Annotated in this window: 20 protein-coding genes; 11 read left to right on the forward strand and 9 right to left on the reverse strand. The window is 56.4% G+C overall.

Going from position 1 to position 23,983, the window contains the following annotated elements; genetic code table 11:
- The first annotated feature begins 103 nt into the window (after positions 1-103).
- The 3 genes from HV157_RS20955 to ypfH all read left to right on the forward strand — a co-directional run bounded on the left by HV157_RS20955 (position 104) and on the right by ypfH (position 3,715).
- Positions 104-973, forward strand: coding sequence for a neutral zinc metallopeptidase (locus HV157_RS20955; protein ID WP_020883068.1), 870 nt, complete (start codon positions 104-106; stop codon positions 971-973).
- Positions 973-2,946: a GNAT family N-acetyltransferase gene (locus tag HV157_RS20960; protein WP_182268910.1), complete on the forward strand. Its 1,974-nt coding sequence runs from the start codon at positions 973-975 to the stop codon at positions 2,944-2,946. The genes HV157_RS20955 and HV157_RS20960 overlap by 1 nt, the downstream gene beginning before the upstream one ends.
- A gap of 73 nt (positions 2,947-3,019) precedes the next feature.
- Positions 3,020-3,715 (forward strand): esterase, encoded by a 696-nt coding sequence (gene ypfH / locus HV157_RS20965; protein ID WP_032680517.1) that lies wholly within the window; start codon positions 3,020-3,022, stop codon positions 3,713-3,715.
- Between the two features lie 36 nt (positions 3,716-3,751).
- Here the strand turns inward: ypfH and HV157_RS20970 are convergent, their stop codons facing one another.
- The 3 genes from HV157_RS20970 to HV157_RS20980 are packed head-to-tail and all read right to left on the reverse strand — an operon-like array spanning position 3,752 to position 5,462.
- Entirely contained in the window at positions 3,752-3,949 is a 198-nt protein-coding gene (locus HV157_RS20970) for a YpfN family protein (protein WP_014171111.1), read from the reverse strand.
- Positions 3,950-3,973: 24 nt separating this feature from the next.
- The gene (gene dapE / locus HV157_RS20975) at positions 3,974-5,101 is read right to left on the reverse strand and encodes a succinyl-diaminopimelate desuccinylase (protein ID WP_014171110.1); all 1,128 of its coding nucleotides are present in this window, start codon (positions 5,099-5,101) and stop codon (positions 3,974-3,976) included.
- Between the two features lie 10 nt (positions 5,102-5,111).
- Positions 5,112-5,462, reverse strand: a complete 351-nt coding sequence (locus HV157_RS20980; protein WP_014171109.1) for an ArsC family reductase — start codon at positions 5,460-5,462, stop codon at positions 5,112-5,114.
- A gap of 387 nt (positions 5,463-5,849) precedes the next feature.
- Here HV157_RS20980 and ypfM point away from each other — a divergent pair, with 387 nt between their 5' ends.
- Positions 5,850-5,909 (forward strand): protein YpfM, encoded by a 60-nt coding sequence (ypfM, locus tag HV157_RS20985; RefSeq protein WP_015572204.1) that lies wholly within the window; start codon positions 5,850-5,852, stop codon positions 5,907-5,909.
- 109 nt (positions 5,910-6,018) lie between these two features.
- Here the strand turns inward: ypfM and acrD are convergent, their stop codons facing one another.
- Positions 6,019-9,132 (reverse strand): multidrug efflux RND transporter permease AcrD, encoded by a 3,114-nt coding sequence (gene acrD, locus HV157_RS20990; RefSeq protein WP_020883072.1) that lies wholly within the window; start codon positions 9,130-9,132, stop codon positions 6,019-6,021.
- Positions 9,133-9,274: 142 nt separating this feature from the next.
- Complete coding sequence (narQ, locus tag HV157_RS20995; protein WP_150343731.1) at positions 9,275-10,969, reverse strand: nitrate/nitrite two-component system sensor histidine kinase NarQ; 1,695 nt, start codon at positions 10,967-10,969, stop codon at positions 9,275-9,277.
- A 152-nt stretch (positions 10,970-11,121) separates the two neighbouring features.
- Between narQ and aegA the strand changes: the two genes are divergently transcribed.
- The 3 genes from aegA (at position 11,122) to HV157_RS21010 (ending at position 14,908) form a co-directional block, all read left to right on the forward strand.
- Positions 11,122-13,098, forward strand: a complete 1,977-nt coding sequence (gene aegA / locus HV157_RS21000) for a formate-dependent uric acid utilization protein AegA (RefSeq protein ID WP_104440171.1) — start codon at positions 11,122-11,124, stop codon at positions 13,096-13,098.
- A gap of 67 nt (positions 13,099-13,165) precedes the next feature.
- A complete protein-coding gene (gene nudK / locus HV157_RS21005) occupies positions 13,166-13,756 on the forward strand; it encodes a GDP-mannose pyrophosphatase NudK (protein WP_020883075.1) in 591 nt (196 codons plus the stop codon).
- A gap of 108 nt (positions 13,757-13,864) precedes the next feature.
- The gene (locus HV157_RS21010; protein WP_020883076.1) at positions 13,865-14,908 is read left to right on the forward strand and encodes a DUF1176 domain-containing protein; all 1,044 of its coding nucleotides are present in this window, start codon (positions 13,865-13,867) and stop codon (positions 14,906-14,908) included.
- Here HV157_RS21010 and tkt read toward each other — a convergent pair.
- Complete coding sequence (gene tkt / locus HV157_RS21015; RefSeq protein WP_182268911.1) at positions 14,905-16,893, reverse strand: transketolase; 1,989 nt, start codon at positions 16,891-16,893, stop codon at positions 14,905-14,907. The genes HV157_RS21010 and tkt overlap by 4 nt on opposite strands.
- Positions 16,894-16,912: 19 nt before the next feature.
- A complete protein-coding gene (tal, locus tag HV157_RS21020) occupies positions 16,913-17,863 on the reverse strand; it encodes a transaldolase (RefSeq protein ID WP_014171101.1) in 951 nt (316 codons plus the stop codon).
- 290 nt (positions 17,864-18,153) lie between these two features.
- On the opposite strand from tal, the gene maeB reads away from it, so the two are divergent.
- Positions 18,154-20,433, forward strand: coding sequence for an NADP-dependent oxaloacetate-decarboxylating malate dehydrogenase (maeB, locus tag HV157_RS21025; RefSeq protein ID WP_182268912.1), 2,280 nt, complete (start codon positions 18,154-18,156; stop codon positions 20,431-20,433).
- 18 nt (positions 20,434-20,451) lie between these two features.
- On the opposite strand, the gene hemF is transcribed toward maeB, so the two are convergent.
- Positions 20,452-21,351 (reverse strand): oxygen-dependent coproporphyrinogen oxidase, encoded by a 900-nt coding sequence (gene hemF, locus HV157_RS21030; RefSeq protein WP_025203494.1) that lies wholly within the window; start codon positions 21,349-21,351, stop codon positions 20,452-20,454.
- Positions 21,351-22,226: an N-acetylmuramoyl-L-alanine amidase AmiA gene (gene amiA / locus HV157_RS21035; RefSeq protein ID WP_014171098.1), complete on the reverse strand. Its 876-nt coding sequence runs from the start codon at positions 22,224-22,226 to the stop codon at positions 21,351-21,353. Before amiA ends, hemF begins: the two co-directional genes overlap by 1 nt.
- Before the next feature lie 212 nt (positions 22,227-22,438).
- Between amiA and HV157_RS21040 the strand changes: the two genes are divergently transcribed.
- From HV157_RS21040 to HV157_RS21050, 3 genes are all read left to right on the forward strand, one after another.
- Positions 22,439-22,864 carry a GNAT family acetyltransferase gene (locus HV157_RS21040; RefSeq protein ID WP_020883079.1) on the forward strand — a complete coding sequence of 142 codons (426 nt, stop codon included), beginning with the start codon at positions 22,439-22,441 and terminating at the stop codon, positions 22,862-22,864.
- Complete coding sequence (locus HV157_RS21045) at positions 22,851-23,300, forward strand: DUF2919 domain-containing protein (protein WP_044858159.1); 450 nt, start codon at positions 22,851-22,853, stop codon at positions 23,298-23,300. The genes HV157_RS21040 and HV157_RS21045 overlap by 14 nt, the downstream gene beginning before the upstream one ends.
- A 63-nt stretch (positions 23,301-23,363) precedes the next feature.
- On the forward strand, positions 23,364-23,939 hold the full coding sequence (locus HV157_RS21050; RefSeq protein WP_020883081.1) for an RpoE-regulated lipoprotein: 576 nt from the start codon (positions 23,364-23,366) through the stop codon (positions 23,937-23,939).
- Positions 23,940-23,983: the final 44 nt, after the last annotated feature.

The raw sequence follows: 23,983 nt of genomic DNA on the forward strand, positions 1-23,983 counted from the left end.
GGATATGTATATCCTTTGGCGTCTTACCCTTGTTTCCTATGGTAATCTTGCCGTTAACCGCCTACGATCATAGCTATTATTAATGGAATAGTTCGAGGTGGTTATGCGCTGGCAAGGGCGTCGTGAAAGTGACAATGTAGAAGACAGGCGCAGCGATAGCGGCGGCGGTCCTTCAATGGGTGGGCCTGGCTTCCGGTTACCCAGCGGAAAGGGCGGGATTATTCTGCTGATTGTGGTGCTGGTCGCGGGGTACTACGGTGTCGATCTGACCGGTTTAATGACCGGCCAGCCTCTGCAGCAACAGCAGCATTCTGAGCGCTCAATCAGCCCGAACGAGGATGAAGCGGCCAAATTTACCTCCGTTATTCTCGCCACCACAGAAGAAACCTGGGGTCAGCTGTTCGAGAAAATGGGGCGTACCTATCAGCAACCCAAGCTGGTGATGTACCGTGGCGCCACCCGTACCGGATGCGGCACCGGACAGTCGGTTATGGGGCCGTTCTACTGTCCGGCAGACAGCACCGTCTATATCGATCTCTCTTTCTATGATGACATGAAACGCAAGCTTGGCGCTGACGGCGATTTTGCCCAGGGCTACGTCATTGCGCATGAAGTCGGGCACCATGTGCAAAAACTGCTGGGGATAGAACCCAAAGTACGCCAGCTTCAGCAAAACGCCTCTCAGGCTGAGGTAAACCGTCTTTCCGTACGCATGGAACTGCAGGCGGACTGCTTCGCGGGCGTCTGGGGGCACAACATGCAGCAGCAGGGCGTGCTGGAATCCGGTGACCTGGAAGAGGCGCTCAATGCCGCGCAGGCTATCGGTGACGATCGTCTTCAGCAGCAGAGCCAGGGCCGCGTCGTGCCGGACAGCTTTACTCACGGCACGTCACAACAACGATACAGTTGGTTCAAACGCGGTTTCGACAGCGGTGACCCGGCGCAGTGTAATACCTTCGGCAAAGCCATGTAATGGTGGCGTTTGAACATCTGATTCGCGGGCTTGAGCACAAAGGTCATCGTCGGCTGGTGGTGCTCAGCGGCGATGAGCAGTGGACATTCACGCAGGCATCAGCCCTGCGTGATGCCTTGCCGGGAGACTGGCTGTGGCTGGCGGATAACGCGTCCAGAGCCATCAGCGGGCTGCTGGGACGCGAGTTCCGGCACGCAATTTTTGATGCCCGCGCCGGGTTTGACGTCTCAGCCTTTGCGGCCCTGAGCGGGACGCTGCGTGCCGGTAGCCTTCTGGTGCTGCTGGTACCGCCCCCTGACGTGTGGGCGGTACAACCTGACAGCGATTCACTGCGCTGGAGTGACAGCGCCGAACCCATCGCCACGCCAAATTTTATTCACCACTTTTGCCGGACGATTGCCGAGGATCCCGAGGCGATAGTCTGGCTTCAGCACCAGCCTTTATCGCTTCCTGCACGATCCGACGCCCCTGACTGGCAGCCTGCCAGCGGTGCGCCGCAGCGCGAGCAGGCTGAGATCCTGGCAGCACTCCTGGCCATGAAACGCGGCGTTGTGGCCGTTACGGCCCCGCGCGGACGCGGGAAGTCTGCGCTGGCGGGCATGCTGTTGAGCCGCACGCAGGGCAGTGCCATTGTCACCGCGCCATCAAAAGGTGCGACGGAGGTTATCGCCCGTTTTGCCGGCGAACGTTTTCACTTTATGGCCCCGGACGCGCTGCTGGCCTCTGAAGAGCAGGCCGACTGGCTGATTGTCGACGAAGCCGCCGCCATCCCCGGACCGCTGCTTGAAAAGCTGGTTGACCGTTTCCCGCGCGTCCTGCTGACCACAACGGTGCAGGGTTACGAAGGAACTGGAAGAGGCTTTCTGCTTAAGTTCTGTAGCCGGTTCAGCGGGTTGCAGCGGTATACCTTATCAACCCCGGTACGCTGGGCTGCAGGATGTCCTCTTGAGCGGGTCGTCGCCAGCGCACTGCTGTTTGACGATACGCTTATCGATCGCAGCCCAACAGGCGCCATACAGTTGACCTCTCTGGCCCCGGAAGCCTGGACGAGCAACCCGGCGCTGGCGGCGAGTGTGTATGAGCTGCTTTGTGCGGCACATTACCGCACCTCACCGCTTGATTTACGCCGCATGATGGACGCGCCCGGCCAGCACTTCGCCGTCGCCCAAACGGACTCTGTCATTGCCGGGGCGCTCTGGCTGGTGGAAGAGGGGGGATTAACGGCACAGCTCAGCCGTGCCGTCTGGGCGGGGTTCCGCCGTCCTCGCGGGAACCTGGTGGCGCAGTCCCTTGCCGCGCATGGCGGCTCCCCGCTGGCGGCGACGCTCAAAGGCCGACGGGTGACCCGAATAGCGGTACATCCTCGTCGTCAACGGGAAGGCATCGGACAGGCACTGATCCGCAACGCAAGCGGCGAGGATTACCTGTCGGTGAGCTTTGGCTATACCGATGAACTGTGGCGTTTCTGGCAGCGATGCGGCTTTGTGCTGGTGCGCATGGGCAGCCATCGCGAAGCCAGCAGCGGCTGTTATACCGCAATGGCCTTGCTGCCCCTCAGCGACGCGGGGCGACAGCTGTGTGAGCAGGCGCATCAGCGACTGCGCCGCGATGCGCGCGTGTTATCGGCCCTGAACGGTGAAAAGATCCCGGTGGACGATGGCTGGGAGGCTACCCTTAATAGTGACGACTGGCTGGAGCTGGCGGGCTTTGCTTTTGCCCACCGCGCGTTTTCTACCTCCGTCGCGGCGTTAACACGGTTGCTGCTAAGCGTGGACATGCCGCTGCCCGCCCTGCGCGGGAAAGTGGAGGCGAGAAGTGATGACGCCCGGCTCAGCGCTGAACTGCTTCTTTCGGGGCGAAAAGCGTTACTGGCCAGGCTTCGCAGTGAAACGGCGCAAGCGCTTGAAAGCCTTGAACCTGCACGCTGTCAGCAGCTGAAAGACGACATTTTGCAATGGCAATTTTTTCAATGACTTCTTCAGTAAAGTGGCATGGTCATTCCTCCTGAGAGGCGTAGAATCCAGGCCATCAAATAAGGAGACCGCCATGAAACACGATCATTTTGTTGTTCAAAGCCCTGATAAACCGGCTAAACAGTTACTGCTTCTGTTTCATGGTGTTGGCGATAACGCCGTCAATATGGGCCAGATTGGCAGCTGGTTTGCCCCGGTATTTCCGCAGGCGCTGATTGTCAGTATTGGCGGAGTGGAGCCGTGTGGTCCGAACGGACGGCAGTGGTTCTCCGTTCAGGGCGTAACGGAAGAGAACCGTCAGGCACGTATTGACGCCGTCATGCCTGTCTTTATCGACACCGTGCGTTACTGGCAGCAGCAGAGCGGCGTTGGTGCCGATGCGACCGCGCTGATTGGCTTTTCGCAGGGGTCTATCATGTCCCTGGAGAGCGTAAAAGCGCAGCCAGGCCTGGTGTCGCGTGTGATTGCTTTTAACGGTCGCTTTGCGACGTTACCGCAACGCGCGACGACGCAGACCACGATCCATCTGATCCACGGTGGTGAAGACCGCGTGATTGAACTTTCGCATGCGGTTGCCGCGCAGGAAGCGCTTATCCGCGAAGGCGGGGATGTGACGCTGGATATTGTAGACGATCTGGGGCACGCGATTGATGACCGCAGCATGCAGTTTGCGCTTGATCATCTGCGTTATACCGTACCGAAGCACTACTTTGATGAAGCGCTCAGCGGCGGCAAGCCAAATGACGATGATATCGTCGAGTTTATGTGATGTAGCCCCCTCTCCCACAGGAGAGGGGACAGAGAATCACTTCTTCTGGTCTTTCTTCGGCCAGTCGTCATCATCGTCCCACTTATCGTTAAAATCACGATGCGGTGGAAGATCCGGTTTGTTGGCGAGAAACTTTTTGTGATCAACACGCTTAAGATCTTTAATGACGTTAAGTAACACGCCGACCAGAAACACTAACACCAGAATCCACCAGTACTTTGAAAGCCAGTCCATTCGCTATTCCTCTCAGAGCGTTCGTCAGGCGACGAGTTGCTCCATAATTCGTTGATACATACGGGCCAGCAGCTGCAAATCAGCAGCATTCACACATTCATTGATTTTATGAATGGTTGCGTTCACCGGCCCCAGTTCGACAACCTGGGCCCCCATCCGGGCAATAAAGCGTCCGTCTGAGGTGCCACCTGTCGTCAGCAGTTGTGGCTTAATTTCATTATAGTGCTCGATGGCGTTCACTACCGCATCCACCAGTTTGCCGCGCTGGGTCAGGAACGGCTGGCCGGAAAGCCACCAGTCCACGGTGTAACGCAGATTATATTTTTCCAGCAGCGCGATAACGCGCGCTTTGATCATCTCATCGGTCAGTTCAGTGCTGAAGCGGAAGTTAAACTGGACAAAGAAATCACCCGGGATCACGTTGTTGCTGCCGGTACCGGCCTTCAGGTTTGCAATCTGCATGCTGGTCGGCGGGAAGAACTCATTGCCTTTGTCCCACTCAATGGTCACCAGTTCGTTCAGCATCGGTGCCGCGCGATGGACCGGGTTATCGGCCAGGTGTGGATAGGCAACGTGCCCCTGAACGCCATGAAGGGTCAAATTGCAGGTCAGCGAACCACGGCGACCATTTTTGACGACGTCTCCCACCACTTCCGTACTGGACGGCTCGCCGACCAGGCAGTAGTCGAGACGCTCATTACGGGCCATCAGCGCCTCAACGACCTTCACGGTGCCGTTATGGGCGCTGGCTTCTTCGTCAGAGGTGATCAGAAACGCGAGGCGGTTTCTGTGGTTCGGATGTTGGGCAACGAAGCGCTCTGCCGCCACGACCATCGCCGCCAGCGAGCCTTTCATGTCTGCCGCACCGCGCCCGAACAACATGCCATCGCGGATGGTCGGTTCAAACGGCGGGTTGATCCAGCGATCCGCATCACCTGCGGGAACGACGTCGGTATGTCCGGCAAAGGCCAGCGTTTCGCCCTGACCGCGCCACGCCCAGAAGTTCTGGGTGTCGCCAACGTCCATGCGTTCAACGGTGAAACCGATGGCACGCAGGCGCTCAATCATTAATGCCTGACAACCTGCGTCGTCCGGGCTAAGGGAGGGACGGCGAATAAGCTGCTGAGTCAGCTCAATGACCGGGCATGACATAAACTACACCTCAACGAAAAAAGTCGGAATAAAGGGTTTCACTGAAACCCAGCAGCATAGGCTGCCCGGGCGCGCAGAGCAATGGGCGTTTGATGATTGCCGGCATTTCGAGCATCAGTTTGGCGGCACTGTCGGCGTCGTTGATGCCAGCCCGGACGGCTTCATCCAGTTTACGCCAGGTGGTACCACGGGTATTCAGCAGCGCCTCCCAACCCAGTTCCTTGATAGCGGTATGCAGAAATTCTGCATCAAGCCCGTCAACGCGATAGTCATGGAAACGGTACTCCACGTTGTTCGCTTCCAGCCACCGGCGTGCTTTTTTGATGGTGTCGCAATTTTTAATGCCGTACATCACAACCATGGTGAATCCTTTTGTTCTTATGATGATTAAATGTTCAGTAATTTCGAAGATATATCCTTAAGTGGAATATAACACATTCAGGAATTGTCTTGATTTACACTTCTTCTTAATTCAACTCACAACTGTACGCTGAATATTCTTTCATCATTTAAGCATAGATGTCCATAAGACCGAAAATGCTAATGAACTCAGGCGGTAATTTAAATCTCACCTGCCTGTATGGTTATTTCAAAATATTGCTGAGCGTCACACAAAATTTAAGGCCCTGCGTTCATATTTATCACAAATCCCTGACAGTAGCGGGGTACAATCACAGCGATAGGTTAGACGGTCTTCACAATGATGATACGTTTTCGTAGAATGCGCATAATAATAAGAGAGGTAGTTATGATTGAACGTGAACTGGGGAACTGGAAAGATTTTATCGAAGGCATGCTTCGTAAATGACATTCAGTAAGAATTGCAAGAGCACTTAAATAAGTAAAATAACCATAGTGTGAATTAATCACACACCCTAAAAGGCGGCCCTGAGAGCCGCCTTTTTTATTACGTACTGTTATTCAGGACGTTCCTTTAGCGGGAAGCGGCGACGCACCAGCACAAAGAACAGCGGTACAAAATAAATGGCCAGGACGGTTGCCGAAATCATGCCTCCCATCACCCCTGTACCTACCGCATGCTGGCTGCTGGAGCCCGCACCGGTGCTGGTTGCCATAGGTAATACCCCAAAGACAAATGCCAGCGACGTCATCAGGATCGGACGCAAGCGCTGACGGCAGGCATGCAGTGTGGCCGCCATCAGCTCGTGACCTTTGGCATTCATCTCGTTGGCAAACTCAACAATCAGGATCGCGTTTTTCGCCGACAGGCCGATCACGGTGAGCAGCCCTACCTGGAAGTACACATCATTCTCCAGACCGCGCATCCAGGTCGCCAGCAGCGCACCGATGACGCCAAGCGGCACCACCAGCATGACCGAGAACGGAACGGACCAGCTTTCATACAGCGCGGCAAGACAGAGGAAGACCACCAGCAGGGAAAGCGCGTAAAGCGCAGGCGCCTGTGCCCCGGAGAGCCGCTCCTGATAAGACATCGCCGTCCACTCCAGCCCAAACCCGGCAGGCAGCTGTTGCACCAGTTTCTCCATGGTGTCCATGGCGGTACCGGTACTGACGCCCGGCGCGGCTTCACCGACGATTTCTACCGCCGAATAGCCGTTATAGCGTTCCAGACGCGGCGAACCACTCTCCCAGTGCGACGAGGCGAACGCCGAGAACGGCACCATCCCGCCTGCGTTATTACGAACAAACCAGCGGTTAATATCATTCGGCAACATACGGAACGGCGCGGCGGACTGGACATACACTTTTTTCACACGCCCACGATCCATAAAGTCATTCACATAGCTTGAGCCCCAGGCCGTCTGCAGGGTGTCGTTAATGTCGTCGATGGAAACACCCAGAGCCTGCGCCTTACGCTGATCAATATCCACCTGCAGCTGCGGGCTGTCATCCAGGCCGTTATGACGAACGCGGGTCAGGTCAGCGTCTTTGCCCGCCAGCGCTAACAGCTTATCGCGCGCCGCCATCAGCGCCGTGTGGCCTGCACCGGCGTGATCCTGCAGTTCCATGTCAAACCCGGCAGAACTGCCCAGCCCGCTAATGGCCGGTGGGCTGCTGGCAAAGACGCGCGCTTCGTTGATCTTCGTAAACGCGTGGGTTGCGCGTTCAATGATGGCCGACGCGGTCCCCGTTTTTGTGTCGCGCTCGTCCCAGTCCTTCAGGCGTACAAACATACGGGCAACGTTCTGCCCGTTACCGCCCGGGCCAGAGCCCACGGTGGAGAAGACCGACACCACATTATCTTTCTCCTGGGTGAAGAAGTACTGTTCGACTTTTTCGACCACTTTTAGCGTCTGCTGCTGCGTCGCGCCGCTCGGAAGTTGCACGGAGGTGGTGAACATTCCCCGGTCCTCCATTGGCAGGAACGAGGTAGGCAGATGCAGGAATAGCCAGACCATTCCGCCCAGCAGCACTACGTAAATCAGCATCCAGCGCAGGCTGCGGTGCAGCACTTTACCGACGGCGGATTCATAACGCGCGGCATTGCGGTTAAACATGCGGTTAAACCAGCCGAAGAACCCTTTCTGACCATGCTGCTCGCCTTTGTGCAAAGGCTTAAGAAGGGTAGAGCAGAGCGCAGGGGTCAGGATCAGCGCCACCAGTACAGAAAGCACCATTGCCGAGACGATGGTTATCGAGAACTGGCGGTAAATGGCGCCGGTTGTGCCGCCAAAGAAGGCCATCGGGATAAAGACCGCCGAAAGCACCATGGCGATGCCGACTAACGCGCCCTGTATTTGCCCCATCGATTTACGCGTGGCCTGGCGCGGGGAAAGGCCTTCCTCGCTCATGATGCGCTCGACGTTTTCAACCACCACGATGGCATCATCCACCAGAAGGCCAATTGCCAGCACCATTGCAAACATCGTCAGCGTGTTGATGCTATAACCAAACGCGTAAAGCACCGCGAAGGTGCCCAGCAGGACCACGGGGACGGCTATGGTCGGGATCAGCGTCGCCCGGAAGTTTTGCAGGAACAGGTACATGACCAGGAAGACCAGCGCGATGGCTTCCAGCAGGGTCTTCACCACATCCTCAATCGACGCTTTAACGAAGGAGGTGGTTTCGTAGGCGACTTTGTATTCAAGGCCGTGAGGGAAATAGTTCGACAGCTCGTCCAGGCGGTCTAACACCAGTTTCGCCGTCGCCATTTCATTTGCGCCGGAGGCCAGTTTAATCCCCAGGCCGGAGGCGGGATTACCGTTAAAGCGGCTCAGGTAGTCGTACTTTTCCGCGCCCATTTCCACCGTGGCGACATCGCCCAGCCGCACTTCTGAACCGTCCTGATTCACGCGCAGGGTGATGTTGCGGAACTGGTCCGGAGTCTGAAGCAGCGATTGCGAGTTAATGGTGGCATTCAGGGCTTGTTTTTCGACGGAAGGCGTTCCTCCCAGCTGCCCTACGGCAATCTGGGCGTTCTGCGATTTGATGGCGTCCGTGACGTCAGTCGCCGTCATCTGGAAGCTGTTCAGCTTGTCAGGATCGAGCCAGATGCGCATTGAATATTGTGACCCGTAGGCGTCGATATCCCCTACGCCGTTAATACGGCTGAGCGGGTCCTGAATGTTACTGGCAACGTAGTCCGCAATGTCCTGCTTATCCATGGAACCATCGGTGGAGACAAACGCGATGGTCAAAATATTGGTATCCCCCGTTTTACGTACGGTAACGCCCTGATTTTGCACTGCCTGCGGCAGTTTTCGCATGGCTGACTGCAGCTGGTTTTGTACCTGCTGCACCGCTTCATCCGGGTCAGTCCCGGCCGTAAAGCTCAGGGTCACCGTCGCCTGGCCCGTGGCACTGCTTTGCGAGGACATGTACATCAGGTTATCCAGACCCGTCATGTTCTGCTCGATAACCTGCGTCACGGTATTTTCCAGCGTCTGTGCCGAGGCGCCGGGATAGTTTGCTGTGACACGCACGTTAGGGGGTGCCAGATCGGGGTATTGCTCAACGGGAAGTGAAGTAATGGCCAGGACACCTGTCAGACACAACAGAATGGCAAGTACCCAGGCAAAAATGGGGCGATCGATGAAAAAATTCGCCATGAAAAATTGACCTCGTTTTGCTGCACGTCATTATTGTTTATTGCCCGCACCACTTTAGCGGCAAGACGAAGACCAAACGTGGAGAAATAAAGGAGATAATGTAAATTATCATGCGCGTTTCTCTGCGCTGCCCCCTTTACGGTTATTTACCTGTTAACGCCAGCGACGAAGGGAATGTCACGCTCACCTGTGTTCCCCCATTTTGTGGCTGCGAAAAGTGCAGGGTACCGCCGAGCCGTTCCGCGCGTTCACGCATAATATTCAGCCCGTAATGTCCCGGCGGCTCGCTGGCTTCGCCAATCCCGATGCCATTGTCGCGAATGCTCACGCTGTGCGTGCCGTCCACGGCGGTGATACAGCTTACGGTGATCTCGCTGGCCTGCGCGTGCTTGATTGCGTTCAACACCGCTTCACGCACGATCTGCAGCAGATGCACCTGCTTTTGTGCGTCAAGGGCCAGCGAGGAGAGGCGACAGTCAAGATGCAGCTTTGCCTGTGTCTGGCTCTGCAGACCGTCGAGTGACTCCTGAAGGGCCGCCGGCAGGTTAGCGTGGTTGAGCGTCAGGCGGAAGGTGGTGAGCAGCTCGCGAAGCTGATGCCAGGCATTGTTAAGCTCGCGGGAGAAGTCGGTGATGATGGTCTGCGCCGGGGCATTCTCTTGCGGTACGGCACGCTTAAGCAGCGCAAGCTGGATCCGCAGATACGACAACACCTGCGCGAGGGAATCATGCAGTTCGCGGGCAATCGTCGCGCGCTCCTCCATCAGCAGCAACTGCTGGTAATGCTTTTGTGCCTGGTTGAAGTAAAGCCCGCGCCCGAGCATTGTCGCCACGCTTCTCATCAGCGGAAGCGGGACGCTGTCCGTCTCGCTCTGCCAGCGTAGCTCGCCGTAGAGCGTGTCCTGCATCAGCACCGGCAGGTTTTGCAGCGGCATGTCGACTGCCTCACTCCCTTCACACAGACGCCAGTCGTCGCTGGTCCGTAACTCCAGATAATTCATCCGGGTGTATTCATGGACGATTTGCAATATATGCCGGAAACAGTGGCTGTCTATCTGTCCGGTGTTGAGCGCCTGCGAACATTTGAACAGCATTTCGAGCTGCTGATGCGCCTCGTTCAGGTGCCGGGTCTTTTCCGCAACCGAATCTTCAAGCGAGCGATAGAGGGTGTGTAACTCCGCCGACATATGGTTAAAGGCCCGGGACAGCTGACCGAGTTCATTCGGCAAAGCGGTATCCGGTGCCGGGGTATCAAATTGTCCCCGTTCAACGCGTTCGCTTGCGGCGACCAGATTGTTGAGTGGCAAGACCACCTGACGACGGATGCGTCGCAGGGTAAACACCGTCAGCAGCAGGATCCCCAGCGCGCCAGCCAGCGAGAGCAGGGTCACTGTCTGAATTTTATGTTCGGTATAGTGCTGAAGGGCGAGCACAAAGGCATCAATACGGCCAACAAAATCTTCGATATGGGTTTGATACCACGCGAGATCGCCGCGGGCGATGTGCGTATCCATCTCCTGCCAGGCCAGATGCAGCTGCTGGTAGCGCTGTTTGACATCGTCCGGCACGTACCAGCGGTTCAGCTTTTGTAGTGCAGGTGCGCTCAGGGTGTGTTGCCAGTGTTGGCGATGCTGTGTCAGGGAAGGGCTATTGCGCTGCATCTCATAGCCCAGCCGGTAACTCTGCATACGCAGTGAACCCGCAATATTGATGGCTTCGGCGTCACGCTGGCTGCTGGCAAGCGTCAGCAGCGCGACGGTGCTGGTCAGAACGGATAACACAATCATCGAAAAGAAAGCCCAGGCCAGGCTTGCGGAAACAGGGCGTTTAACGGTCACAGAACGGCTTCCTGAATAAAATTGATCTGCCACAGGTTCACTGGAAATAGTTTGGCATTCCGGGCAATTGAACATTGCCTGACGACGCTGTGATGAGTAAATACCATATTCATACAAAGAATAAGGTTATTGAACCAAAAACAGGTGTCGTTATGAATCGTTTTATTATGGCTAACAGCCAGCAATGTATTGGGTGCCATGCCTGCGAAGTTGCCTGCGTAATGGCGCATAATGATGAGCAACATGTCCTGAGCGAACGCCATTTCCATCCCCGTATTACGGTCCTTAACTCTGGCGCGCAGAACAGCCCCGTCACCTGTCACCACTGTGAAAATGCCCCGTGTGCACTCAGTTGCCCGAACGGCGCCATCAGCAAACGCGATGACAGCGTACAGGTGAATCAACAAAAATGCATCGGTTGTAAAGCCTGCGTGGTTGCCTGTCCCTTCGGCACAATGGAGATTATCGTTACGCCGCTCGACAACGGCAGTGCAAAAGCCGCGGCGTATAAATGCGATCTCTGCCTGACCCGCCCGCAGGGCCCGGCCTGTATTGAAAATTGCCCGGCAGATGTGCTGACGCTGGCGACGCCTGACGTGCTGGATAACCTGGCAAAATCGCGCCGTCAGCGCACCGCCAGGCTGGAGGCGCAACCCTGGCACAGTGAGGCAGTCAGCGAGGAGACGGCACCCACCAAACTGCAGCAGATGCACAACACACCGCCACGCGGCGAGCCCGACAAACTGGCTGCCGAAGAGCGGGTTGGCCATTTCAATGAAATATACCTGCCGTTTCGGACCGAACAGGCCAGACGCGAGGCATCGCGCTGCCTGAAATGCGGGGAGCACAGCATATGTGAATGGACCTGCCCGCTGCACAACCACATTCCGCAGTGGATTGAACGGATTAACGCCGGTGACATCCTCGGCGCGGTTGAACTTTCTCATCAGACCAACTGTTTACCTGAAATTACTGGCCGGGTCTGCCCGCAGGACAGGCTATGTGAAGGTGCCTGCACCGTGCGCGATGCATCAGGGTCGGTGACCATTGGCAACCTCGAGCGCTACATCTCTGACCAGGCGCTGGCGCTGGGCTGGCGACCGGATATGTCTGACGTTTCTTCGGTGGGAAAACGCGTCGCGATTATCGGCGCGGGGCCTGCCGGACTGGCATGCGCGGATGTGCTGGTGCGCAGCGGGGTGAGCGTAACGGTCTATGACAGGCATCCCGAAATCGGCGGCTTGCTGACCTTCGGCATTCCGGCCTTTAAGCTGGATAAATCCCTGCTCGCACGACGCAGAGAGATTTTTACTGCGATGGGGGTTCACTTCGAGCTGAACTGCGACGTGGGCAGCGATGTATCGTTGTCTCAGTTGCAAACAGATTACGACGCCCTGTTCATTGGCGTGGGAACCTATCGTTCGATGAAAGCGGGCATCCCCCATGAAGATGCGCCGGGCGTCTACGATGCACTGCCGTTCCTAGTGGGGAACACGCGCCACGTCATGGGGCTGGACGCGACGGCCAACGAACCGTTTATCGACACCCGTGGGCTCAACGTGGTGGTGCTGGGCGGGGGCGATACCGCAATGGACTGCGTGCGCACCGCGTTACGTCACGGCGCGGCAAAAGTCACCTGCGCCTATCGCCGGGATGAAGCCAATATGCCGGGCTCGAAAAAAGAGGTGAAGAATGCGAAAGAAGAGGGAGCCGCATTTGAATTTAACGTCCAGCCCGTTGAATTGACCCTTGCTGCTGACGGCAAGGTTAACGGCATCCGGATGCTGCGCACCCGGATGGGAGAGCCGGATGCGCAGGGGCGTCGTCGACCCGTCCCGGTGGAGGGCAGCGAGTTTGTCATGCCGGCCGATGCGGTGATTATGGCTTTTGGCTTTAACCCACATGCCATGCCCTGGCTGGAAAGTCAGGGCGTCAACACCGATGACTGGGGGCGAATCATTGCCTCGGTGGAAAGCCGCTATCGTTACCAGACGTCTAACCCGCAAATTTTCGCCGGCGGTGATGCGGTGCGCGGCGCTGATCTGGTGGTGACGGCGATGGCGGAAGGGCGTCATGCGGCGCGGGGGATCCTCGACTGGCTTGAGGTCAGTGTGCCGAAAATGCACTAAACCAGGCGGGCGACAAAGCGGGTTTCACGGCGTACTATAGGAAGACTCATTGTGTCGTGGAGCCCGTATGACCCTGAAAATTGACGTTATCAAAGACAAAATCCTTTCTGAAAACTACTTTGTCCTGCGTAACATCACTTACGATTTAACCCGTAATAACGGTGAAGTGATCCGCCATAAACGCGAGGTCTATGACCGCGGCAATGGCGCCACCATTTTGCTCTATAACCGTGAAAAGCAGAGTGTGGTGCTGATCCGTCAGTTCAGGGTAGCAACATGGGTCAATGGCAACCCTGACGGAAGGTTGATTGAAACCTGTGCGGGCCTGCTTGATGACGACGAGCCGGAAGTGTGCATCCGCAAAGAGGCCGTCGAAGAGACTGGCTTTGAAGTGGGAGAGGTCAAAAAAGTCTTCGAGCTGTTTATGTCTCCTGGCGGCGTGACGGAAATCGTCCACTTCTTCATCGCGGAATACAGCGATGCGCAGCGTACTCACCGCGGCGGTGGCGTGGAAGATGAAGATATTGAAGTGCTGGAGTTGCCGTTTTCCCGGGCGCTGGAGATGATGCATGCCGGGGAAATCAGGGATGGTAAAGCTGTGATATTACTACAGTATCTTCAAACGACCGGGCTGATGAACGCCTCTTTCGAACGGTGATAGAATGTATTTCGGATAAATCTATCCGATAAATCCGATTGAGCAACCCGGGCGGGAACACGAAGATACAGCCCAGTTAAGCGTTTTCGTTCCGGGATTGTGCCATTCATGCGCTATTGCGTCTCTCTTCTCTGCCTGTTTTGCGTGCTCACCTCCTCGCAGGTGTGGGCTGCGCCTGCCCAGCAATTATTTTCTGACTGGCAGGTGACCTGCAATAACCAGAATTTTTGCCTCGCACGCAATACCGGTGAACACCGGGGGCTGGTCATGACGCTCAGCCGCAGTGCCGGCGCGAAAACCGACGCTACGCTGCGTATCGATCTCGGCGGCCTTGCTGACCCTGCCGTGAAAGAAGCGGATATTGCGCCGCGGTTGTTGCTGGATAAGGTTCCTCTCAAGCTGGATCGACAGCACTGGCAGTTAACCCCGTGGCATCTGAAAAGTGATGATGCCGCCACCATCACGGCGTTTCTGAAAAATATCCAGGAAGGAAAAGCCCTGACCTTGCGTGGCGGTGACCAGGTTATCTCTCTGAACGGCCTGAAAGCCGCGCTGTTGTTTATTGACGCGCAGCAGAAACGTGTCGGGAGTGAAACGGCCTGGATTAAAAAAGGTGACGATCCGCCGTTAAGCGTGCCGCCTGCACCCGCCTTAAAAAAGGTGGCGGTAGTCAATCCGACGCCGACGCCGCTCTCCCATGCCGAACTGAATGACCTGCTGGATTATGGCACCTGGCGGATGAACAACAGCCAGTGCTCGCTCGATCCTAACCGCCGGGAAGTGCGCGTCACCGCGTTAACCGATGAAAAAGCATTGCTGATTATTAGCTGTGAGGCAGGGGCGTATAACACGGTCGATCTGGCCTGGCTGGTATCGCGCAAAAAGCCGTTTTCTTCCCGCAGCGTAAGGCTGCGTCTGCCTTTCACCCCTGCAGACGATAGCAGTGAAATCGAATTGATGAATGCCCGCTTTGATGAGAAAACGCGCGAGCTGACGACGCTCGCGCTGGGTCGCGGTATTGGCGATTGTGGGGTCCAGACGCGCTGGCGTTTTGACGGCCAGCGTTTCCGCCTGGTGCGTTATGCAGAAGAGCCCAGCTGCGATAACTGGAATGGGCCAGATGCCTGGCCCACGTTGTGGATCACGCGCTAAATTACGCTCAGCGCCTTCTCAACCACATTCTCAACGGTAAAGCCAAAATACGGGAACAGCTTGTCGGCAGGCGCCGACTCTCCGTACCCACGCATCCCGACGATAGCGCCTTTCAGCCCGACATATTTGTACCAGTAGTCGGCGATACCCGCCTCGACGGCCACACGGGCTGCGACGTTAGAGGGCAGGACCGATTCACGGTAGGCCTCATCCTGAGCATCAAAAATGTCGGTGGACGGCATGGAGACCACGCGTACCGCATGACCTTCGGCGGTCAGTTTTTCCGCGGCCTTCACGGTAATTTCCACCTCAGAACCGGTAGCAATCAGGATGACATCCGGTTTGCCGCCGCTGTCTTTGAGGATGTACCCGCCGCGGGCGATATTTTTTACCTGCTCCGGCGTGCGTTCAATCTGGGCCAGGTTTTGCCGCGACAGAATTAATGCCGTTGGCCCCGTGTGGCGCTCAACCGCCAGCTTCCAGCCAACCGCCGCTTCGACCTGATCGCAAGGACGCCAGGTGCTGAAGTTTGGCGTCAAACGCAGGCTCGCCAGCTGCTCAACGGCCTGGTGCGTGGGACCGTCTTCACCCAGACCAATCGAATCGTGGGTGTAGACCATGATCTGCCGCGCTTTCATTAATGCCGCCATACGCGCCGCGTTACGGGCGTACTCAACGAACATCAGGAAGGTAGCAGTGTAGGGCACAAACCCGCCGTGATGGGCGATGCCATTGGCAATGGCGGTCATCCCGAACTCACGCACCCCGTAGTGGATATAGTTCCCGGCAATATCCTCTTTCAGCGATTTTGAGCCAGACCAGATGGTCAGGTTACTTGGAGCCAGATCCGCGGAGCCGCCCAGCAGTTCAGGCAGGAGGGGGCCGATGGCGTTCAGGGTGTTTTGCGAGGCCTTACGGGTGGCAATTTTCGCCGGGTTAGACTGCAGATTTTCAATCAGCGCCTGGGTTTTCGCATCCCAGTCCTCCGGCAGGCCACCGCTCATGCGGCGCGAGAATTCAGCGGCCAGTTCCGGGTGGGCTTTTTGATAGGCGGCAAATTTTTCATTCCACGCGTGCTGGGCTTTTTCACCCTCTTCGCGGGCGTCCCACTCGCGGTAGATCTCTTTCGGGATCTCAAACGGCGGGTATTTCCAGCCCAGTTTCTGCCGGGTCAGCGCCACTTCTTCTTCACCCAGCGCCGCGCCGTGGGCTTCCTCTTTACCCGCTTTGTTCGGTGAGCCGAAACCGATGGTGGTGCGACAGATGATCAGGGACGGTTTGTCATTCACGCTTTGCGCTTCCTGAATCGCTTTTTTCACCGCTTCTGGGTCGTGGCCGTCAATTTCATGCACTACGTGCCAGTGGTAGGCCTCAAACCGTTTTGCCGTGTCGTCGGTAAACCAGCCTTTGGTCTCCCCGTCGATGGAGATACCGTTGTGATCGTAAAATCCGATCAGCTTGCCCAGCCCCAGCGTGCCCGCCAGCGAACAGACTTCGTGAGAAATCCCCTCCATCAGACAGCCGTCACCCATAAACACATAAGTGTAGTGATCGACAATCTCGTGGTCTGGCTGGTTAAACTGCGCCGCCAGCGTGCGTTCGGCAATCGCCAGCCCGACCGCGTTGGCTAACCCCTGGCCGAGCGGCCCGGTGGTGGTCTCCACACCCGGCGTATAGCCTATCTCCGGGTGGCCCGGCGTTTTTGAGTGCAGCTGGCGGAAGTTTTTTAACTCGGATAGCGGCAGGTCGTAGCCGGAAAGGTGCAGCAGGCTGTAGAGCAGCATGGAGGCGTGGCCGTTAGAGAGAATAAAACGGTCGCGATCGTACCAGCTGGGGTCGTTCGGGTTGTGCTTCAGGAAATCATTCCACAGCACTTCGGCAATGTCAGCCATGCCCATGGGGGCGCCAGGGTGGCCGGAATTGGCCTTCTGCACGGCATCCATGCTGAGGGCGCGAATGGCATTGGCTAGCTCTTTACGGGACATAATTCACTCCGTGGCAAGGTTAAAGTTTGGCGGCAAGAAGATCTTCAAGTTTGCGCTGGTCGACGGCGAACAGGCGGATGCCTTCCGCCAGTTTTTCGACGGCCATTGCGTCCTGATTGTGCTCCCAGCGGAATTCCGCTTCGGTCATGGCTTTAGGTTTGGGGAGGACGGTTGATGTGGGCACCAGTTTGCGGATAACCGTCTCCTCTTTGTCCTGCAGCTCTTTAAGCAGGTTAGGGGAGATGGTCAGGCGGTCACAGCCTGCCAGGGCGAGGATCTGCTCGGTACGGCGGAAGCTGGCACCCATCACGATGGTTTCGTAGCGGTGCTGTTTGTAATAGTCGTAGATATTACGTACCGATTTCACGCCCGGGTCCTCATCCACCACGTACGGATCCATCGGCTGTTTAGCCTGATACCAGTCATAGATTCGCCCGACGAACGGAGACACCAGGAAGACGCCAGCTTCGGCACAGGCGCGCGCCTGCGCAAAGGAGAACAGCAACGTCAGGTTGCAATGGATCCCCTCTTTTTCCAGAACTTCCGCCGCGCGGATCCCTTCCCAGGTTGAGGCCAGCTTAATCAGAATGCGCGATTTATCGATGCCCTGCTCCTGGTAGAGCTCAACCAGGCGGCGGGCTTTCGTGATGCTCTTCTCCTGGTCGAAGGAGAGGCGGGCGTCCACTTCGGTAGAGACGCGTCCCGGGATGCTTTTCAGAATTTCCGCACCGAAATTAACGGCCAGCTTGTCGCTCGCTTCGGCGACCTGCTGCTCCTGTGTTTTACCGCGCTGTTTACCGTAGTCGATAGCGTCATCAATCAGATGACTAAAATGAGCAAGACCGGCCGCTTTGAGCAGCAGCGAAGGGTTAGTGGTCGCATCTTCGGGCTGATAGTGGCGAATCGACTCGATATCACCGCTGTCGGCGACCACGGTAGTGAATTGTTTGATGCCGTCTAGTTGGTTCATAAATAATTACTCCTTGGAAATAAAAGAGTTACTCGAGTGCGTTAGTTCACACTTCTGCGAAAATCATGATGGACTTAACAAAAAAGCATAGCAGACGGGGGAGGCATTGCTTTCTGAGACGGGTAACATGGCTGTTATAAATTGATAACAATTTTTATTCTGCAATGGTGAGAGTTTGGCAGCCTTCAAAGTTTATGTGGCTGCCTGCGGCGATACTAGGCGGCACACCAGGGTGTGCTTCAGGATCGCAAACGTCACCCTTTTGACCGATACGTGAAAGGAAAAATAAGATGGATGATCAGTTAAAACAGAGTGCTCTCGATTTCCACGAGTTCCCTGTCCCAGGTAAAATTCAGGTCTCCCCGACAAAACCGCTGGCGACTCAGCGCGATCTGGCGCTGGCCTACTCGCCCGGCGTCGCGGCGCCGTGCCTCGAAATCGAAAAAGATCCGCTGGCAGCCTATAAATACACCGCGCGTGGCAACCTAGTCGCCGTGATCTCTAACGGGACGGCGGTGCTGGGATTAGGCAATATTGGTGCGCTGGCCGGTAAGCCAGTGATGGAAGGCAAGGGCGTTCTGTTCAAGAAATTTGCCGGTATTGACGTGTTTGATATCGAAGTGGATGAGCTCGATCCTGATAAATTCATCAATGTGGTTGCCGCGCTGGAACCAACCTTCGGTGGGATCAACCTCGAAGACATCAAAGCGCCGGAATGTTTCTATATCGAGCAGAAACTGCGCGAGCGTATGAACATTCCCGTGTTCCATGATGACCAGCACGGTACCGCGATTATCAGCACCGCGGCCATTCTGAACGGTCTGCGTGTGGTTGAGAAAAACCTCTCTGACGTCCGTATGGTGGTCTCCGGCGCAGGCGCGGCGGCAATCGCCTGTATGAACCTGCTGGTGGCGCTGGGTATGCAGAAGCACAACATTGTGGTCTGCGACTCCAAAGGCGTTATTTACAAGGACCGTGAGCCGAACATGGCGGAAACCAAAGCGGCCTACGCGGTAGAAGACGACGGTAAACGCACGCTGGAGGACGTAATTGACGGCGCGGATATCTTCCTTGGCTGTTCAGGCCCGAAAGTGCTGACCCAGGAGATGGTGAAGAAAATGGCGCGTGCGCCAATGATTCTGGCGCTGGCAAACCCGGAACCGGAAATTCTGCCGCCGCTGGCAAAAGCCGTGCGTGAAGATGCCATTATCTGTACCGGTCGTTCCGATTACCCGAACCAGGTAAACAACGTTCTCTGCTTCCCGTTCATCTTCCGCGGGGCGCTGGACGTGGGTGCGACGGCGATCAACGAAGAGATGAAGCTCGCGGCCGTTCATGCCATTGCGGAACTGGCGCACGCCGAGCAGAGCGAGGTGGTCGCCTCGGCGTATGGTGACCAGGATCTGAGCTTTGGCCCGGACTACATCATTCCAAAACCATTCGACCCGCGTCTGATTGTCAAAATCGCCCCGGCGGTTGCTAAGGCGGCAATGGACTCCGGCGTGGCGACGCGCCCCATCAAAGATTTCGATGCTTACGTCGATAAGCTCACCGAGTTTGTCTACAAAACCAACCTGTTTATGAAGCCCATTTTCTCCCAGGCGCGTGCCGACGCGAAACGCGTGGTGCTGGCGGAAGGGGAAGAGGCGCGCGTTCTGCATGCCACGCAGGAGCTGATCACCTTAGGTCTGGCGAAGCCAATCCTGATCGGTCGTCCGAGCGTTATCGAGATGCGTATTCAGAAACTGGGTCTGCAGATCAAAGCGGATGTGGATTTTGAGATCGTTAATAACGAATCCGATCCGCGCTTTAAAGAGTACTGGAACGAATACTACGCGATCATGAAACGTCGCGGGATCACCCAGGAGCAGGCGCAAAAGGCCGTGATCAGCAACACGACGGTGATCGGGGCGATCATGGTCCATCGCGGTGAAGCGGATGCGTTGATCTGCGGCACGATCGGTGATTACCACGAGCACTTCAGCGTGGTGCAGGAGATCTTCGGCTATCGCGAAGGGGTCCACACCGCCGGGGCGATGAACGCGCTGCTGCTGCCAAGCGGCAACACCTTTATTGCCGACACCTACGTTAACGACGATCCGAGCCCGGAAGAGCTGGCGGAGATCACCGTGATGGCGGCAGAAACCGTGCGTCGCTTTGGGATTGAACCGAAGGTAGCGCTGCTGTCGCACTCCAACTTCGGTTCGTCAAAATCAGCGGCGGCGTGCAAAATGCGCCAGACGCTGGAGCTGGTTCGTCAGCGTGCGCCGGAACTGATGATTGACGGCGAGATGCACGGTGATGCTGCGCTGGTAGAGAGCATTCGTAACGAACGCATGCCGGACAGCCCGCTGAAAGGTTCTGCAAACGTGCTGATTATGCCGAACGTGGAAGCGGCCCGCATCAGCTACAACCTGCTGCGTGTCTCCAGCTCTGAAGGGGTCACCGTAGGACCGGTGCTGATGGGCGTGGCGAAGCCAGTGCACGTGTTGACGCCGATTGCTTCGGTGCGTCGTATCGTGAATATGGTGGCACTGGCGGTGGTTGAAGCGCAGACGCAGCCGCTGTAAGCGCTGCGCCTGCCGGTATTACACCCAGTCCCGAATCGTAATAAAGTCTTTCAGGGCAGCCTCCGGGCTGCCTTCTTTTGGTTCGTAGCTGTACTCCCAGCGAACCAGCGGCGGCATTGACATCAAAATGGACTCCGTGCGCCCGCCGGTCTGCAGGCCAAACAGCGTGCCGCGATCCCATACCAGGTTGAACTCTACGTAGCGCCCACGGCGGTAAAGCTGGAACTCGCGCTCGCGCACGCCGTAGTCGGTATCTTTACGCCGCGCCACGATCGGCAGATAGGCCCCGGTATACCCTTCACCTACCGCCCGCATAAAGCTGAACGCGGTATCAAAATCTGGCGTGTTGAGATCGTCAAAGAACAGCCCGCCAATGCCGCGCTGCTCATCGCGGTGCTTCAGATAAAAATAGTCATCGCACCATTTTTTAAATTTCGGGTAGATGTCGTCCCCAAACGGCTGACAGAGATCGCGTGCGGTGGTGTGCCAGTGCACGGCATCTTCTTCAAACCCGTAGTAGGGCGTTAAGTCAAAACCGCCGCCAAACCACCAGACCGGATCGGCCCCGGGTTTTTCAGCAATGAAAAAGCGCACGTTGGCATGGCTGGTCGGCACATACGGGTTGTGCGGATGAACCACCAGCGATACGCCCATTGCTTCGAAGCTGCGGCCTGCCAGTTCTGGTCGATGAGCCGTGGCGGAAGCGGGCATCGCGTCTCCGTGGACGTGGGAAAAATTGACGCCAGCCTGCTCAAAGATGCCACCGTTACGCAGCACGCGGCTGCGTCCGCCGCCACCGGCTTCGCGCTGCCAGCTATCTTCCTGAAATTCACCGCCATCTGCGGCGGCCAGTTTCTGGCAAATCTCATCCTGCAGCTGCAGCAGGAATGTTTTTACCAGCTGTGCATTGGGTTTCATCAACGTTTCCTGGAGTGCGCTTTCTGGTTATCGAACCAGTTGAAGTAACTGATTATGCCTGAGGCGATGGCGTTGGCGATCTTCTGGCGAAACGCGGTGGTGCCGAGCAGGCGCTCTTCCTCCGGGTTGGTGATGAACGACGTCTCCACCAGTACGGACGGAATTGATGGCGACTTAAGCACCACGAACGCCGCCTGTTCGGTGCTCCTGCTGTGCAGGCGATGCACCGGTTTAATCTTCTTCAGAATATGCGAGCCGAGCGTCAGGCTGTTTTTAATGGTGTCCGTCTGAACGAGGTCAAACAGCACCTGCTGTAACAGATGATCTTTGTCGGTGGCTTTTTTCCCCGCAACCTCATCCGCCCGGTTTTCACGATCGGAGAGATATTTCGCCATGGCGCTACTCGCCCCACGGTTGGAGAGGGCGAACACCGAAGCCCCCGCCGCCGACGGGTTGGTAAAACCGTCCGCGTGAATCGACATAAACAGATCGGCACCGTGCTGGTGGGCGATCTCTACGCGGTCGTACAGCGGAATAAACGTGTCGCCAGAACGCGTCAGGCGGGCGTCAATGCCATTGCTGCGTAAAATTGCGCGCACATTTTTTGCAATCGCTAACACGACATGCTTTTCTTTCGCACCGTTTTTACCAATAGCGCCGGTATCAATTCCGCCGTGACCGGGGTCCAGCATGACCAGGCGCTTCGCGCCCGGCTTTTTCGATTTCGGTTTACTGTGTCCGTTACTGGTTTTGAGCGTGCTCTCTTCTTTAGCCTGAGCCTGCTGTGCGATGCCCGTTAACGTTAAGGCCGCCAGCCCCGCTTTGAGAACCTGACGACGCGATGTGAGTGCTTTTAATGGTTTGAATGTGCTCATGCGGCCTGAATTGTAAAAATTGGGGTCCTGGTGTTATATCGTATCGTGATTAGCGTTACGACAGTCCTTATTGAGAATTGTTTTACTTTTCATTTCAATACGTGACAAAGTGACATTATGCCAAATTTTGGCGAGTTTTTCCCCGGTTATTGGCTAAACGCGATGTTCACGCCATAATCACTGTTTTTAAACCCGAAAAGGCGGTTAATACCATGGAGATACGCGTTTTTCGCCAGGAAGATTTCGAAGAGGTGATCACCCTTTGGGAGCGCTGCGATCTGCTGCGTCCGTGGAACGATCCGGAAATGGATATTGAACGTAAGCTGAATCACGACGTCAGTCTGTTTCTGGTGGCAGAAGTCAACGGCGAGGTGGTGGGAACAGTGATGGGCGGGTACGACGGCCATCGCGGCTCGGCCTATTATCTGGGCGTGCACCCGGAATTTCGTGCGCGCGGCATCGCCAATGCGCTGCTCAATCGGCTGGAAAAGAAACTCATTGCCCGCGGCTGCCCGAAGATTCAGATCATGGTGCGGGAAGATAACGACGTGGTGCTGGGCATGTATGAACGCCTGGGTTATGAACACGCGGACGTACTGAGCTTAGGTAAGCGCCTGATAGAAGATGAAGAGTACTGAGATCCATCCGGCAGATTATGATGCGCAAGGGCGTGTCAGGCTGCCCTTTTTGTTCTGGTGCGTTCTGCTGCTGCAGGCCCGTACCTGGGTGCTGTTTGTGATGGCCGCCGCGTCGCGCGGGCAGGGCGATACGCTTCTGACGCTCTTCTATCCCGATCACGATGCCTTCTGGCTCGGCTTGCTGCCGGGCGTGCCGGCGGTGGTGGCGTTTTTATGCAGCGGGCGACGGCATACGATCCCGTGCCTGTGGGGTGAGCTTCGCTGGCTGCTGATCCTTGCTCAGCTTGCGCTGCTCGTCTGGCAACCGGTGCTCTGGTGGAGCGGTGAACCGCTTACGGGGATCGGTATTGCGCTGGTCGTGGCGGATATCGTGGCGCTGCTGTGGCTGCTGACGAATCCCCGCCTTCGCGCCTGTTTTACGCATCAGGAAGATTAACCTGGCACTTTTTGCCGATACCGCACTCCAACAAGCGTTGATTTAACATGTAAGGACGTTTCAATGAAATCGCTGCGTTTACTTTTATGCGCTCTCCCGCTGGCGTTAACCGGCTGTTCAACGCTCTCATCAATTAACTGGTCTGCGGCCTATCCGTGGAACTGGTTTGGCTCTTCAACGGAAGTGACCGAGCAGGGCGTGGGTAAAATTACCGCCGCGACGGCGCTGGATCAGGACGCCCTTCAGGATGCACTGGGTGGCGGTTATCGCCTGCGCAGCGGCATGAAAACAGAAAACGGCAATATCGTGCGTTATTTCGAAGCGCTGAAGGGTGACACGCTGGCGCTGGTGATTAATGGTGATAAAGGCACGGTAAACCGCATTGCTGTGATGGACGACGACATCCCAACCGAAAGCGGTGTGAAAGTGGGAACCCCGTTTAGCGAACTCTATAAACAGGCCTTCGGCAACTGCACCAGTGCCCCGTCTGACGACGGCGTGGCGGTGGAATGTAAAGCGCAGGGCAGCCAGCACATCAGCTATCTCTTCACCGGTACCTGGAGTGGTCCGGAAGGTTTAATGCCGTCTGACGACACGCTGAAAAGCTGGAAAGTGAGCAAAATTATCTGGAAGCAGTAATTTGCGCCTGGACAAACCGTCTCGCTGAAATACGGGTATAATAG

Origin of the sequence: Enterobacter sp. RHBSTW-00318 (genome assembly GCF_014101375.1) — a bacterium.
In the GTDB taxonomy this organism is placed as follows: Bacteria; Pseudomonadota; Gammaproteobacteria; order Enterobacterales; family Enterobacteriaceae; genus Enterobacter; species Enterobacter ludwigii.

Excerpts from the sequence above, each read along its gene's own strand:
- HV157_RS20955 (WP_020883068.1), top strand. The coding sequence starts at position 104 with ATGCGCTGGCAAGGGCGTCGTGAAAGTGACAATGTAGAAGACAGGCGC.
- HV157_RS20960 (WP_182268910.1), top strand. The coding sequence starts at position 973 with ATGGTGGCGTTTGAACATCTGATTCGCGGGCTTGAGCACAAAGGTCAT.
- ypfH (WP_032680517.1), top strand. The coding sequence starts at position 3,020 with ATGAAACACGATCATTTTGTTGTTCAAAGCCCTGATAAACCGGCTAAA.
- HV157_RS20970 (WP_014171111.1), bottom strand. The coding sequence starts at position 3,949 with ATGGACTGGCTTTCAAAGTACTGGTGGATTCTGGTGTTAGTGTTTCTG.
- dapE (WP_014171110.1), bottom strand. The coding sequence starts at position 5,101 with ATGTCATGCCCGGTCATTGAGCTGACTCAGCAGCTTATTCGCCGTCCC.
- HV157_RS20980 (WP_014171109.1), bottom strand. The coding sequence starts at position 5,462 with ATGGTTGTGATGTACGGCATTAAAAATTGCGACACCATCAAAAAAGCA.
- acrD (WP_020883072.1), bottom strand. The coding sequence starts at position 9,132 with ATGGCGAATTTTTTCATCGATCGCCCCATTTTTGCCTGGGTACTTGCC.
- aegA (WP_104440171.1), top strand. The coding sequence starts at position 11,122 with ATGAATCGTTTTATTATGGCTAACAGCCAGCAATGTATTGGGTGCCAT.
- nudK (WP_020883075.1), top strand. The coding sequence starts at position 13,166 with ATGACCCTGAAAATTGACGTTATCAAAGACAAAATCCTTTCTGAAAAC.
- HV157_RS21010 (WP_020883076.1), top strand. The coding sequence starts at position 13,865 with ATGCGCTATTGCGTCTCTCTTCTCTGCCTGTTTTGCGTGCTCACCTCC.
- tkt (WP_182268911.1), bottom strand. The coding sequence starts at position 16,893 with ATGTCCCGTAAAGAGCTAGCCAATGCCATTCGCGCCCTCAGCATGGAT.
- tal (WP_014171101.1), bottom strand. The coding sequence starts at position 17,863 with ATGAACCAACTAGACGGCATCAAACAATTCACTACCGTGGTCGCCGAC.
- maeB (WP_182268912.1), top strand. The coding sequence starts at position 18,154 with ATGGATGATCAGTTAAAACAGAGTGCTCTCGATTTCCACGAGTTCCCT.
- hemF (WP_025203494.1), bottom strand. The coding sequence starts at position 21,351 with ATGAAACCCAATGCACAGCTGGTAAAAACATTCCTGCTGCAGCTGCAG.
- amiA (WP_014171098.1), bottom strand. The coding sequence starts at position 22,226 with ATGAGCACATTCAAACCATTAAAAGCACTCACATCGCGTCGTCAGGTT.
- HV157_RS21040 (WP_020883079.1), top strand. The coding sequence starts at position 22,439 with ATGGAGATACGCGTTTTTCGCCAGGAAGATTTCGAAGAGGTGATCACC.
- HV157_RS21045 (WP_044858159.1), top strand. The coding sequence starts at position 22,851 with ATGAAGAGTACTGAGATCCATCCGGCAGATTATGATGCGCAAGGGCGT.
- HV157_RS21050 (WP_020883081.1), top strand. The coding sequence starts at position 23,364 with ATGAAATCGCTGCGTTTACTTTTATGCGCTCTCCCGCTGGCGTTAACC.